Source organism: Chitinophaga sp., from assembly GCF_039596155.1.
Classification (GTDB): Bacteria; Bacteroidota; Bacteroidia; order Chitinophagales; family Chitinophagaceae; genus Chitinophaga.
The window spans coordinates 92,546-106,043 of the sequence record NZ_JBCNKF010000007.1 but is presented as its reverse complement, the minus strand read 5'-3'; the positions used below and the strand labels follow the sequence as shown (position 1 = coordinate 106,043).

At 46.9% G+C, this 13,498-nt stretch carries 10 protein-coding genes; 5 read left to right on the top strand and 5 right to left on the bottom strand.

Annotation, left to right across the window (positions count from 1 at the left end; translation table 11 throughout):
* The first annotated feature begins 18 nt into the window (after positions 1–18).
* Both ABDW33_RS09055 and ABDW33_RS09050 read left to right on the top strand, forming a co-directional pair.
* Positions 19–2,025: a S9 family peptidase gene (locus ABDW33_RS09055; protein WP_343689737.1), complete on the top strand. Its 2,007-nt coding sequence runs from the start codon at positions 19–21 to the stop codon at positions 2,023–2,025.
* A 53-nt stretch (positions 2,026–2,078) separates the two neighbouring features.
* Positions 2,079–2,855 (top strand): enoyl-CoA hydratase-related protein, encoded by a 777-nt coding sequence (locus ABDW33_RS09050; RefSeq protein ID WP_343689736.1) that lies wholly within the window; start codon positions 2,079–2,081, stop codon positions 2,853–2,855.
* Positions 2,856–2,913: 58 nt separating this feature from the next.
* On the opposite strand, the gene ABDW33_RS09045 is transcribed toward ABDW33_RS09050, so the two are convergent.
* On the bottom strand, positions 2,914–3,615 hold the full coding sequence (locus ABDW33_RS09045; RefSeq protein ID WP_343689735.1) for a porin family protein: 702 nt from the start codon (positions 3,613–3,615) through the stop codon (positions 2,914–2,916).
* 171 nt (positions 3,616–3,786) lie between these two features.
* Here ABDW33_RS09045 and ABDW33_RS09040 point away from each other — a divergent pair, with 171 nt between their 5' ends.
* The gene (locus tag ABDW33_RS09040; RefSeq protein WP_343689734.1) at positions 3,787–4,743 is read left to right on the top strand and encodes a tetratricopeptide repeat protein; all 957 of its coding nucleotides are present in this window, start codon (positions 3,787–3,789) and stop codon (positions 4,741–4,743) included.
* On the top strand, positions 4,740–5,285 hold the full coding sequence (locus ABDW33_RS09035; RefSeq protein WP_343689733.1) for a metalloprotease family protein: 546 nt from the start codon (positions 4,740–4,742) through the stop codon (positions 5,283–5,285). Before ABDW33_RS09040 ends, ABDW33_RS09035 begins: the two co-directional genes overlap by 4 nt.
* Here ABDW33_RS09035 and ABDW33_RS09030 read toward each other — a convergent pair.
* The 4 genes from ABDW33_RS09030 to gcvT all read right to left on the bottom strand — a co-directional run bounded on the left by ABDW33_RS09030 (position 5,282) and on the right by gcvT (position 11,578).
* Entirely contained in the window at positions 5,282–9,025 is a 3,744-nt protein-coding gene (locus ABDW33_RS09030) for an SNF2-related protein (protein ID WP_343689732.1), read from the bottom strand. The two genes, ABDW33_RS09035 and ABDW33_RS09030, sit on opposite strands and share 4 nt — an antisense overlap.
* A 231-nt stretch (positions 9,026–9,256) precedes the next feature.
* Entirely contained in the window at positions 9,257–9,988 is a 732-nt protein-coding gene (locus tag ABDW33_RS09025; RefSeq protein WP_343689731.1) for a 2-phosphosulfolactate phosphatase, read from the bottom strand.
* 2 nt (positions 9,989–9,990) lie between these two features.
* Positions 9,991–10,464, bottom strand: coding sequence for an SRPBCC family protein (locus tag ABDW33_RS09020; RefSeq protein ID WP_343689730.1), 474 nt, complete (start codon positions 10,462–10,464; stop codon positions 9,991–9,993).
* A 25-nt stretch (positions 10,465–10,489) separates the two neighbouring features.
* A complete protein-coding gene (gene gcvT, locus ABDW33_RS09015; RefSeq protein WP_343689729.1) occupies positions 10,490–11,578 on the bottom strand; it encodes a glycine cleavage system aminomethyltransferase GcvT in 1,089 nt (362 codons plus the stop codon).
* Positions 11,579–11,872: 294 nt separating this feature from the next.
* Between gcvT and ABDW33_RS09010 the strand changes: the two genes are divergently transcribed.
* Positions 11,873–13,486 carry a M20/M25/M40 family metallo-hydrolase gene (locus ABDW33_RS09010; protein WP_343689728.1) on the top strand — a complete coding sequence of 538 codons (1,614 nt, stop codon included), beginning with the start codon at positions 11,873–11,875 and terminating at the stop codon, positions 13,484–13,486.
* Positions 13,487–13,498 lie beyond the last annotated feature (12 nt).

The following is a 13,498-nucleotide window of genomic DNA, read 5'->3' as shown; positions in this document are numbered from 1 at the left end:
TCCAAACAAAATCTGAACATGCATAAACCTTTTTTGTTAACAACACTATTCATCACAACTATGGCAATGGCCCAGGAGAAAATGACACCTGAACGGCTCTGGCAACTGGGCAGAGTGAGCGGGGAATCGGTTACAGCAGATGGGAAATCTGTAATTTTTGGGGTGACGAACTACAACGTCGCTGACAACAAAGGAGAAAAAAATCTCTGGTCAATACCTGTGGCTGGTGGCACCGCCAAACAACTCACGACCTCCCCGGGCGGAGAAGGAGATGTATGCAACCTGCCAGGCAACAAGATCGGCTACTCCCTCAAAGGACAATGGTGGGAAATGAACGCCGATGGCAGCAACGCTACTCAGAAAACTCACGGCGAAGAAGCCCTGTCCAATATCCGCATCTCTCCGGATGGTAAATACATCCTCTTCTCCAAAGAAGTTAAGCTCCAGAAAGTAAGCGGCGCAGACCACTATCCAGACCTGCCTAAATCCAATGTACAGATCTATGATAACCTCAACTACCGCCACTGGGATACCTGGGAAGATGGTAATTACCAGCACGTATTCTACGCCACCTACGAAGATGGTAAGATCGGTACGCCTGTAGATCTCATGCAGGGCGAACCTTACGACTGCCCTACCATGCCTTTTGGCGGCGCTGAAGATATGATCTGGAGCCCCGATAGCAAAAGCATTATCTATGTAAGCAAGAAAAAGGCAGGCAAGGAATATGCCCTCAGCACCAATACCGACATCTACGAATACAACCTCGCTGACAAAACCACCAGGAACCTCTCTGAAGGTAACAAAGGGTACGATGTGGGCCCTCAGTTCAGCCCTGATGGCAAATCCCTTGCATGGCTCAGCATGGCCCATGATGGATACGAATCCGATAAAAATGACCTCATTATACTGGATCGCAGCACAGGTACCAAAACCAATCTTACCAAAGAATGGGATAACACTGTCGCATCCTTCCATTGGAGTAAAGATGGCAAACAGCTCTTCTTCCTTGCCGTGATCAAGGGTACTGAACAACTGCACGAACTCACCCTGAGCTCCAAAGCCATCCGGCAGGTGACCTCAGGCGACTTCGATATCTCCGGTATCGTCGGCCAGTCCGGCAATACGCTGGTGGTAACCCGTACCGATATGAACCATGCAGCAGAACTCTTTACCGTAGCCCTGCCAAAAGGTACAATCACACCACTTACCAGCGTAAACAAATCCATCTATGACAACACCGCAATGTGTAAAATAGAAAAACGCTGGACAAAGACCACCGACAACAAAGACATGTTGAGCTGGGTAATTTATCCGCCAGACTTCGATCCTAACAAGAAATATCCCACCCTGCTGTATTGCCAGGGGGGCCCGCAATCAGCCGTTTCCCAGTTCTATTCCTATCGCTGGAACTTCCAGCTCATGGCCTCTCAGGGCTATATCGTTGTGGCTCCTAACCGCCGCGGTATGCCAGGGCATGGTGTGGAATGGAATGCCAGCATCAGCAAAGACTGGGGCGGTCAGCCAATCCGTGACTACCTGAGCGCTATCGACGATGTCAGCAAAGAAGCATATGTAGACAAGAACAGGCTGGGTGCTGTAGGCGCCAGCTACGGCGGCTACTCAGTATACATGCTGGCAGGCGTACACGAAAACCGCTTCAAAACATTCATCGCCCACGATGGTCTCTTCGACCTGAAAAGCTGGTATGGTACCACCGAAGAACTGTTCTTCGCGAACTGGGATATCGGCGCCTATTTCGATCCTGCTAACGCAAATGCTTACAAACAATTCAATCCAAGTGAGTATGCGAACAAGTGGAATACGCCTATCCTCATTATCCAGGGTGGTATTGACTTCCGCGTGCCTATCGAACAAGGTCTACAGGCCTTCCAGCTCGCACAGCTGAAAGGTATCAGGAGCAAACTGCTCTACTTCCCTGAAGAAAACCACTGGGTACTGAAACCACAAAATGCCCTGGTTTGGCAGCGTGAATTCTTCAGCTGGCTCTCCAACACCTTATAATACCTAAAGCCCTCCCTTCAGAAAGGGGAGGGCTTTTTATTAAAACTTCCCCAATGAATACGATCAATCTCCACGTGCAAGACAATATTGCAACTATCACACTCAATCGCCCCGACGTTTACAATGCATTTAATGATGAGCAAAGCTATGAACTACAGGACGCACTCAAACAGGTGGAAAAAGACCCACAGGTAAGAGCGGTAATCCTCACCGGCGCAGGAAAAGCCTTTTGCAGCGGACAAGACCTGAAAGCAGCCATGGAAGCCGGAGACCGCAAGCTGAGCGACTCCCTTCACAAACGGTATAACCCCATTATCCGGGCTATCCGCAACACGCCTAAACCAGTTATCTGCAAACTCAACGGCGTAGCCGCCGGCGCGGGATGCTCGCTGGCACTGGCCTGCGACCTGATCATTGCCAGCGAAGCCGCTTCACTGATCGAGATCTTTATCAATATCGCACTGGTGCTGGATTCAGGTTCATCATATTTCCTGCCCCGTACTGTAGGCTATCACAGGGCCTTTGAACTTGCTACTAAAGCCACGAAGCTCTCCGCCGCCGAAGCAAAGGAACTGGGGCTCGTCAATAAAGTCGTAAAAGGAGAGGAGCTGGATCAGGTAGTGCAGGAAGAAGCACTGTTTTATGCGAATGCTCCTACCAAAGCCATTGCCCTATTGAAGAAAATGCTTACCAAAGGTATGACCGAAGACCTGGATACCGTTCTTGATTACGAAGCATATTGCCAGGAGATCGCCGGTAACACTGCCGATAACAAGGAAGGAATCAAAGCTTTCATTGAGAAAAGAAAACCCGTCTTCACTGGCGCATAAAAATACAGCGGTCTGACCTACAAAGGCCAGACCGCTACAGTTATTTATATATTGAATACTAAAGACCGCTCACGCTAATCCCAAAGGAATAAGCATTTACAGCATAGGTATTGTTATCCTTAAATAAGCTGTTCAACGCATAAGTACCAAACAGCGCAAAGTTACCATAACCAATTCTCGCAGTACCCGCAAAACGGAAGGTGTTGAACCAATACTTACTACTTTCTTTTTCAATTACTTTAAAACCTGTCAGATTACCTACTGTGCGGGTATGGGCATTTATCAGATAACCTGCTTTCAGACCAATCGCAGCTTTGAAACCTTTATTGGCATTATCTGGTACCTGGCGGAAACGCAGTTCCAATGGAATTTCCAGGTAAGTGGTAGCCAGTTTGGATTTTTTATATGCATCTGTGGATGTCTTGGTAGGAGCACTTGTGTTCGTGATATCCAACACCATGTTATTGAAGATATAGTTATCAGACCCTATACCTAAACCGGGAGCCAGGCTGAAATTACTTCCCGTCAACGGGATATCGTACATCAGGGCTATATTGAAAGTCCGGTTAAACTTGGTATCCAGGTTACCGGCACCAGTGCCGGACAGACCTACATAACCCAGTTCTATCACCAGAAAATCCTTGGAATGCCGGGCAGCACTCTTTGCTTTTGTCGAAACCTCCGTGCTGGCAGGGTTGTCCTGGGCAAAAATACCATAAGCAATCCCCAGTAATCCAAGCGTAAAGAATATTTTCTTCATGTTTAAGTTAAAGTCTTGAAAAAGAATATTAGGCAAATTTAATGGAATAGGAATAAAACCAAGGGTTAAAATATTCCCAAAATCCCATTCCACTCTCCACATCTACACTTCACCCTTTTGTGAAATGAATTTTAATATATAACTTTTGCAGCTTAATCTGTTTAGCCACCTATGACCGAGAATGCACCTCACGAACAGGAACACGAGGTTCCAGATGCCTGTTTTCAATGCAATAGCCCGGATTATGAACCTGGCTACCAGGTAAAATTGTGCAAAACCTGCCGAAAACGATTTAGCCGCTACCCGTTAAAGAAGAATATCTTGCTGGGCGCTATCGGGTTAGGCATCCTTTTCGCCCTTTCATTATATAAATTCCCAAGCCAGTACAAAGCAGCTATCACTTACGAAAAAGGAATCGCCTTCGCTGATAACCGGGAATTTATGTCCGCTGAAAATGCATTTATAGCTGTACTTCGCGTTCACCCTGCTCATGAAAAATCCAAAGTACACCTGCTCACGGCCTACTATTACAATAATAAAACAGGAGAGGCCCTGCAATTATTAGCACAACTGGATAAAAACCCTGCTTATAAAATCAATCCTGAACTTGAAGATGAAGTTGAAACTGTACGGGAAATGTGGCTTAAAGATAAAGGCCAGGAGCAGCTATTTAACACCGCTTCAGGATATTTCTCTGATAACCGGTTCCATGAAGCAGATAGCTTGTTCAAAAAAATAATCCGCGACAATCCTACCAACTTTAGGGCTTCCAGTCTATACTGTATTGGTTTGAGGCAAGAAAAAAAATACAAAGAAGCACTCACCGAAGTAAATCGCGTACTATCCTATAATCACCAGCTACCGCAGGCACTCGCTGAAAAAGCAGTCATACTGCTCATGCTGAAAAAAGACAAAGAAGCACTGGCCCTTGCAGAACAAACGAGCCAATCAAACCCGTTTTATAACACCGGATGGTTTACCCTTGGCGTGGCCAGATACTGTAATAATGATATAGAGGGCGCCATGGAGGCCTATCACAAAATGAAAGGTCTTACCGTAGATACCTATCATCCTGCCGATTCCCTCTTACGCATCATCACCCAACACATTAATTTCAGAAACTTATGATCTTCGTACCCGGTATATATATCGCCCTTATCACTTTTCCTGGCATTATCGTTCACGAATTCGCACACCAGTTATTCTGCCGGATCTTCGGCGTGGCTGTATTTGATGTAAAATACTTCCAGATGGCTGACCCTGCCGGTTATGTCAGACATGAACCTGTACGTAACCCGGTTCACCAGCTGTTCATCTGTATCGGACCTTTTATTATCAATACCTTATTAGGCCTGGCTATCGCCTTTCCCGCCGCTGTCCCGGTTTTCATTCTTGGCGAAGGCAACTTCCCGGATTTTGTCTTGCTATACTTCGGTTTCTCGATCGCCATGCACGCATTCCCCAGCATCACAGATGCCCGGATAATGTGGGAAACCATCTGGCATGGTGAGAATACCGCCACATGGCTCAAAGTCCTGACCGTTCCCATCGTAGGATTAATCTACCTGGGTGCAGCCGGCTCTATGTTCTGGCTGAATTTCCTGTATGGAATGGGAATAGCGTTTGGAGTACCTGTGCTGATGGTGAAATTCCTGGCCAATTACTACTAACTAAAGAGGTACAATACATCCTCTTTTGTGAGCTTCTTGATAAAGCCACTGTCGTCAGCAATGATCTCTTTTACCAGTGATTTCTTCCGCTCCTGCAACTGAAGGATCTTTTCTTCTACAGTATCCTTACAGATCATGCGGTAAGCAAAGATATTTTTCGTTTGCCCGATACGGTGCGTACGGTCGATCGCCTGTTGCTCTACAGCCGGGTTCCACCACGGGTCTACAATATATACATAGTCTGCCGCTGTGAGGTTAAGACCCACACCACCCGCTTTGAGAGAGATGAGGAATACACGGCATTCTTCGTTGTTCTGGAAATTCTGGATCGCCCTTTCCCGCTCGCTGGTAGAGGTGCTGCCATCAAAGTACTCAAACTGTACTTTCATGTGCTGCAGCTTCTCCCTGATCAGTCCCAGCATACCCAGGAACTGCGAGAAGATCAGCACCTTGTGGTTACTGATGTTCTCCGACATCTCGCGGGTCAGCTCATGCAGCTTCACTGAGTGATTAGGATACTGCTCAGCCTCATTCAGAATAGCAGGGGAGTCACAGATCTGCCGCAGCTTCATAAGCCCCTGCAGGATCGTGAGCTGTGAGCGCTCCATACCCTGATCTTCTATCACACCCAGGATCTTGCTGCGATAGGAGTTACGGTAAGCATCATAAATATGCCTTTGTTCCGCATCCATTTCACAGAAGATCACCGTCTCAATCTTCTCTGGCAGATCCTTCGCTACCTGCTCCTTGGTACGGCGCAGTATGAAAGGATAAATCAGTTTACGCAGGTGATCTTTGCGTTCTTCGTCCTGGAATTTGTCAATCGGAGTGGCAAATTCATTGCGGAAGAAGTCCACACTACCCAGCATTCCCGGGTTCAGGAAGTTCATCTGGGCATAGATATCAAAGGTGTTGTTCTGCATTGGTGTACCACTCAATGCCAGCTTGTTGCGGGTATTGAGCAACTGTGCCGCCTTTGTAACCTTACTCTGCGGGTTCTTGATAGCCTGCGATTCATCCAGCACTACGTAATCCAGCGCCAGCTTCATCAGCAAAGTGATGTCACTGCGCAGGGTACCATAAGTTGTGATCAGGATATCAAATTGTTGTAACGCTTCTGCATCCTTCAGTCGGGCAGGGCCATGGTGAATGTGATACTTCATGGAAGGGGTAAACTTCCTGATCTCATTCTCCCAGTTATAGATCAGCGTGGTAGGACATACTACCAGCGCCATACATTTACCTTCGTTCTTGTTTTTGTAGTGCTGTATAAAGGTCAGCGCCTGGATAGTCTTACCAAGACCCATGTCATCTGCCAGAATACCACCCCACTTCACTTCGTCGAGGTAGTTGAGCCATTGGAAACCACTTTCCTGGTATGGGCGCAGGGTCGCTTCCAGGTTATATGGCAGGTCAATGTTACGGATCTCGTCGAACTGCAGCAGCTTTTTACGCTTGCTTTCCAGTTCCATCAGGATTGCTTCGTCATCAATGAACTCATAGAGTTCATCAATCACGCTGAAGTTATACTTACTCAGCTTCAGCGCACCCTTATCTTTTTCTTCCCCGATCTTGAAGAGCAGGGAATACTTTTTCAGCCATTCTTCCGGCAACAGGCCCAGAGAGCCATCTGCCAGCTGTACGTAGTTCTGCTTGTTGTTTAACGCGTGCTTGATGTCGCGGATGCTTACTTTCTGGTCACCATACAGCACTTCGATCTGCGCATCGAACCAGTCGATGCCAGAGCTGATCTGTAAATTAGTAACCGGTTTATAGGCACTGAACTTAAAATTTTTCAGGTTCTCAAACCCGAACACACGTACATTCATTTCCTTCAGCGCATCGAAGAAGAGGAAAAACCAGTTATTCTTCAGCGCTTCTTTTGCTCTCAGGAAGAAATAGTTGTTGCTCGTTGGTGTCGCAAAGCTGGTATGCAGGCTGGAAAGCTTTTCTACAAATTGCTGTTCTGCCTCTTTGTTACGGTGGATGATCAGCACCTTGTTGCCTTCCTGCACCGTGATCTTTGCATCATCATTCCATTCCACTTCCTGCCCATGATAGGCAAAGCCCGGCTGGATAATGAAGGTTTCACCCACTTCACGAAGAAATACCCTCGTCTCAGGCACCACATCATCAACTTCTGCCAGCAGGGTATTATCGAATTGTATACTATACTGTTTGCTCAGCGGCAACAGGTAATCTTTCAGGTAAGTACTCCATTCCCCTGCCGGAATGCGCAGGCGGCCCTGCTCGCGGAACAGTTCTACATGCAGCGCATCCTGTGGATTCTCGAACAGGTACAGCACTTTATTCTTCAGGAACAGGATAGGGCTATCCCATTCATTGTCCGATACACTCATCAGTTCACCCTGTATAGACACATGGCAGGTAATCTCAATAGCATCATTGCCTGCATGCGTCTTGAAGATGGGTTGCAATCTTTCACCAGCCAGCTGCACAACCTGGAGATTCCTGGTTTTGAATTGCTGACGGTTAGGAAGCAGGAACAATAAGCCATGGGCGGCTATCTGCGGAAACAGTTTGGCAAGTTTGGGATGCAGGTACTCCAGCATCAGTTCTTTTGTTTCTGTAGGCAGTGCCGATTCGTTATTGTCGTGGGTAATATTTTCCCAGATGCCCGCAAAAGGAGAATTCTTGCTCAGGAATTTGCTCACTTCCGTACCCTGTACCTTGCGGACAGGTGTAATGAGGTCGCGATCCTGCTCTTTATATTGATAAAAATCAACGTACTTGGTCAGATCCAGCTTATTCACCAGCGATACGAAAGCATCCTGCTCATCGTTCACTTCCCCGCTTACCAGGTCTATCTTGAAGAAAGGATACAAGGGCTCGTTGGCATTGAAGACAACCCCAACTCTATGGGTGATTACAGCCGCAGTTTCCGTAGGAGGGGGCGGTGCAGGCTGCCGGCCGGCAGTCAGGCCATCCACTCTCTTGATACTGGGGTCCAGTACCCGCAGGAAAGGCTTGCCTTCCATATAAGCGAAAGTAAACTTACCATCCAGGTCATCGCTGAGCGAATAACCATAGAGGGCAAGCAGTTTATTCTTTTCCTTATCCCAATTGCGCAGGCTATCGAAGTAATAAGGGCCGTTATTATTCAGCAGGTTCAGGAAGAGGGCCGTTTTATGCTTACAAATAGCATGCTCCGACTCATCGCAGGTACAGCTGGTATCAAAAAAGCGTTCCTCATTCCGCTGCAGGATGACAGGGTATTCGGTACCGTTCTCCTTCACAATTGCTTCAACCTTTTCGTCCTTTGCTGACTGTATTTTAATGGCTTTGCTCTGTTTGGCCAGTTTCTCAGCTTCCATGAAAATATCATTGGAGGTGAGTAACTTCAGGGCCTTCAGGTCGATAGATTTTATTTTTACCAGTGTATGCTGCTGGTTATAGGAAGTATCGAAATTTTCAAACTGATTCTTATCCAGCATTTCCTGTAACTGAAACATGGCAGCAGCCTCGTGACGGCATATGTCGCCCAGGTTGTAGGGACATTGACAGCGCACAGACATGTTGCTGGTCTCATGATATTTATTGATGGAAACGCGGTAATAGTTAGCATGGGTATCGCTCTTCACTCGAAAGGTGGCCGATTTCAGGATAGGGTCCGCTTCAATCAATTCCACACCACCAGTAGCAAATATGCGTTTCCCCCTGCGGATCACCTCATCGGTTCCGTTATTGTACACATATTTGAGCAACTGGGGTAGCGACATAGTATCAGTTTGCCTTATTTTATTCTGACCACTTGCGGGTTAAAAACTAAAATATTTAGCAGATGGCTAGAAGGCAATTCACAAAAGTACACAGAAAAATCGTAAAAAAAATGAGCGGAAAGGACGCAGTGAAGGGGCTGAAATGATCCCTGCGGATAAATCCCTGAACAGATGAGGGTTTCATTAAAATAAGAAATCCCCGGCAACAGGATTCGCCGGGGACTTTAAGAATTATTTTGCAATTACCAACTCCCCATTCTGGTAAATCGGAAGCACATTAGCGCCATCCGGAGTCAGGCAATATTGAATATCTTTTTGTAAACCGAACTTCGCGAGCCTTTTATAGTGCGATGCCTGCGTCATCATTTCCTGGATATTATCCTGCTTGGAGGAATACAACAATTCTGCAGCGAGCGCAGCATCATCATTAATAGCAAAGTGTGCTTTAATACGGCTGATCACAGCACCGGCAAAGAGTGTATCTTCCAGGTTCACTTTGTCTTTCCAGGCAGCGCAACCCAGTATGACAGGGCGCTTTTGTGCGATCAGGTAATCGCATACTGCAGACAGATTAGGGAATGAACCTGTAATGATCTGTTCCGCATCTTTAGCCATATGCAACAGCTTGGTGCCGTTGGTCGTGGTCAGTACTAACGTTTTGCCTCCGATAAAATCGCGGGAGTACTCAAAAGGAGAGTTGCCATGCTCCAGTCCTTCGGCTACTTTGCCATCTCTTTCACCGGCGGTAATAGCCCCCAGTTCAGCACCGATACGGATACAATCCGGTACAGTCGCTACCGGTATCACCCTGTCGGCACCATTGTACAGCGCTGTACAAATAGTGGAAGTGGCTCTCAAAACATCAATAATCACCACTATACTGCCTTTAACCTCATGCAGGTGCAATAAAGCAGGTGATAAACATACTTCTAAAGATGGTAACTGTGTTTCTTCTTTGCTCATTATCAATCTAGTATTACTCTCCATTTTTCGCTCTCCGCATAATCCTTGATGACATCATTGCGCATTTTGAGCAATTGCGTCATGTATTTATTCAGGTAAAGCTTCTCAAACCATCTTCCCAGACGCCCGTAAGGGGTACCAAATTCAAAGACATCAATAGCAATTACCGCATTTTCGATCTGCTTAAAATGATGTTCATGCTTCATATAGGTAAAATCTCCTTCCACCATCTCGTCACAGAAATACTCTTTTGGACGCATTTCCGTAATACGGGTGGTCAGTTGCCTGATCTTACCCAGATGTTTGGCTTGCCAGGTTACTGTGTCGTTCGCTTCGATCAGTCCGTTTACACGGCCTTTTATCGCATCTTCCTGCAGGTGCGCCATGCTGCGCTTGTGCAGGGTGATGCTCCGGCTCAGGTCAAAAACCCTGTCCAATGGAGCACGAATGACAGTAGTCAGATGAATGGTAGGCATAGCGATATGGTTTTAAAAAGGTGTATTAGCTTAAAAAAGGTGCTTTCACCACCTTGGCTTTCAATAACTTATCCCTTACGGCTATATAGATTTCGGAATCCAGCGCAGCAAAAGGAGTCTGAACATAACCCAGGCCTATGGCTTTTTGCATAGAAGGCGATTGCGTACCGGAGGTAACGCGGCCTATTACCTGACCATTGGCATCCTTGATCTCATAATCATGACGGGGAATGCCTTTATCGATCATTTCAAAACCTACCAGTTTCTGTTTCACACCGGCAGCCTTTTGCGCTTCAAAGATACTACGGGAAGTAAATTCTTTTGTAAATTTCGTAATCCAGCCCAACCCGGCTTCCAGCGGAGAGGTGGTATCATCGATATCATTGCCGTACAGACAGAAGCCCATTTCCAGGCGCAGGGTATCCCTCGCTCCCAGACCGATGGGTTTCAATCCTTTAGGACCACCAACTGCGAAGATGGCATCCCAGATCTTATCTGCATTATCGTCTTTGTCTTCAAAATAAATCTCAATACCGCCAGCACCGGTATAACCTGTAGCACTGATGATCACATTGGAAACACCGGCAAAGTCACCCTTCGCAAAGGTGTAGTATTTCAGGTTCACCAGGTCTACACTGGTCAGCGGTTGCAGCATGCTTGCCGCGTTAGGCCCCTGGAGTGCCAGCAGCGCCGTACGGTCAGAAATGTTCTGCATTTCCACCCCCTTCGTATTGAACCTGCTGATCCAGTTCCAGTCCTTTTCAATATTGCTGGCGTTTACAACCAACATATATACCTTGTTCTCCTCGATGCAGTACACCAGGAGGTCGTCCACAATACCACCTTCTTCATTAGGCAGACAGCTGTATTGTGCCTTTCCAGCCGTCAGTTTGGAAGCATCATTGCTGGTGACCCTTTGAATCAGGTCCAGGGCATGCTCTCCTTTTAACATGAACTCACCCATATGGCTGACGTCAAAAACTCCCGCATTGTTGCGCACGGCAAGATGCTCATCATTGATACCAGTGTAAGAGATAGGCATGTTATAACCTGCGAACGGTGCCATCTTAGCGCCCAGCGCTATGTGTTTGTTTGTAAATGGTGTGTTCTTCATAATCTAATGATCGGTACTTGTTTTGGGTATGCTTATAGTTTAGTTTTTGTTTAAGCCCCGCAAAAATAGGCTGATTTTCCAAATTCGGCGATTTTGGACCAATAATTGCCTTTTCCGTCACAATAGTTATGCTGCAGCGTCATAAATTTGAACCGGGAATCTAAACAACGTATAGGATATGAATGTTATTATCCCGCGGTATATGAATTGCTAACCAACAACTTAGATACCGGGTTATCGCTTGCTGAACTGACTATCGTCTCTTGACCTCTTTAATATTAAATGCATACAACTGTGAAGCACACCATCTGGCTGCTGGCGCTCGCTTTGCCATCTGCGCAACTGACGGCCCAAAAGAAAGCCGACCGTAAAACCCTGGGAAACCTACAGGCACACATTACCTACCTGGCCAGCGATAAATTGGAGGGACGCCTCACGGGCAGCCCCGGAGAACAACTGGCCGCAGGTTATATCTCTGCACAAATGAAGCAGGCCGGCCTGACCCCTAAAGGAGATAATGGCTACCTCCAGACTTTTCCTGTCAATGAAGGTAAAACTATCGGCGCCGCCAGCTCCCTGGTTATTAATAATAATGCATTAACCCCCGTTGAACAATACATCCCATTGCCTTTCAGTGCCGAAAAGAGCGCGAAGGGAGATGTAATGCCTGCTGTCAATGAACCGGATAATATATGGCTGCTCAATGTAAAAGACATCGAAGCAGACCCACATACCGATCCCCTGGAAGTATACCGCCAGGCGGCTGCCGAAGCTGCGAAAGCCGGAGCTACCGGTGTCGTTTTCTACAACGGTCCTGAATCTGCCACCGATGTACATAAATGGTTATCAAAAGAAACCACCTCACTCTCCATTCCCGTCATGTGGGTAACGGATGGCATCAGCAAGACCATGGAAAATGCCGAGGAAGTACATGTTAGCATGAATGTTGCCTTTGGCACCAGCAAACGTACCGGTACCAATGTGATTGGTTTCCTGGACAATAAAGCTGCTTCCACCATCATAATAGGCGCCCACTTTGACCATCTGGGAAAAGGAGAGGATCATAACTCCCTCACTCCCAATGAAAAGTCAATCCACAATGGCGCTGATGACAATGCAAGTGGTACTGCCGCCCTCATTGAACTGGCCCGCCTGCTGAAAGGTGCACATTTCAATAAATACAATTTTCTTTTCACCGCCTTCTCTGGTGAAGAACTGGGTCTCTTTGGCTCCAAATACCTGGCAGACCATTGCCCGGTGGATCTGGCGACCGTGGACTACATGATCAATATGGACATGATCGGCCGGCTGGACACCTCAAAAGGATTACAGATAGGAGGGATTGGCACTTCCCCTGCATGGCCTGACATTGTCAAAGCGGTGACACCCCCCGGTTTGAAACTGACCTTCGATTCTTCCGGCACAGGCCCCTCTGATCACACTTCCTTCTACCTGAAAAATGTACCGGTACTCTTTTTTTTTACCGGTTCCCATGCGGATTATCATAAGCCATCAGATGATGCAGACAGGATAAACTATAATGGGGAAATGGTAGTGATGAAAATGGTGTACGATATAGTCGAGAAAACTAATGCTATGACCAAACTGGCTTTTACCAGAACAAAGGACAAGCAGACGGGCACCAGTACCCGGTTTTCCGTGACTTTGGGTATCATGCCTGATTATACCTGGCAGAAAAATGGTGTGCACGTTGATGCTGTTACCGAAGGAAAACCTGCTTATAAGGCAGGTCTGGCGGTGAATGATATCATCGTTAAACTAGGCAACCATGCCGTAACCAATCTCGAAGACTACATGCAGGCCCTGGCCAGCTTCAAAAAAGGCGATAAAACAACAGTCTTAGTCAAAAGGGGGGCTGCGGAAAAGAAATTCGATATTCAATTCTGAATGATAAGCCGG

Bases quoted from the DNA above. Each gene is read 5' to 3' on its own strand.
- ABDW33_RS09055 (WP_343689737.1), top strand. From the start codon at position 19: ATGCATAAACCTTTTTTGTTAACAACACTATTCATCACAACTATGGCA.
- ABDW33_RS09050 (WP_343689736.1), top strand. From the start codon at position 2,079: ATGAATACGATCAATCTCCACGTGCAAGACAATATTGCAACTATCACA.
- ABDW33_RS09045 (WP_343689735.1), bottom strand. From the start codon at position 3,615: ATGAAGAAAATATTCTTTACGCTTGGATTACTGGGGATTGCTTATGGT.
- ABDW33_RS09040 (WP_343689734.1), top strand. From the start codon at position 3,787: ATGACCGAGAATGCACCTCACGAACAGGAACACGAGGTTCCAGATGCC.
- ABDW33_RS09035 (WP_343689733.1), top strand. From the start codon at position 4,740: ATGATCTTCGTACCCGGTATATATATCGCCCTTATCACTTTTCCTGGC.
- ABDW33_RS09030 (WP_343689732.1), bottom strand. From the start codon at position 9,025: ATGTCGCTACCCCAGTTGCTCAAATATGTGTACAATAACGGAACCGAT.
- ABDW33_RS09025 (WP_343689731.1), bottom strand. From the start codon at position 9,988: ATGAGCAAAGAAGAAACACAGTTACCATCTTTAGAAGTATGTTTATCA.
- ABDW33_RS09020 (WP_343689730.1), bottom strand. From the start codon at position 10,464: ATGCCTACCATTCATCTGACTACTGTCATTCGTGCTCCATTGGACAGG.
- gcvT (WP_343689729.1), bottom strand. From the start codon at position 11,578: ATGAAGAACACACCATTTACAAACAAACACATAGCGCTGGGCGCTAAG.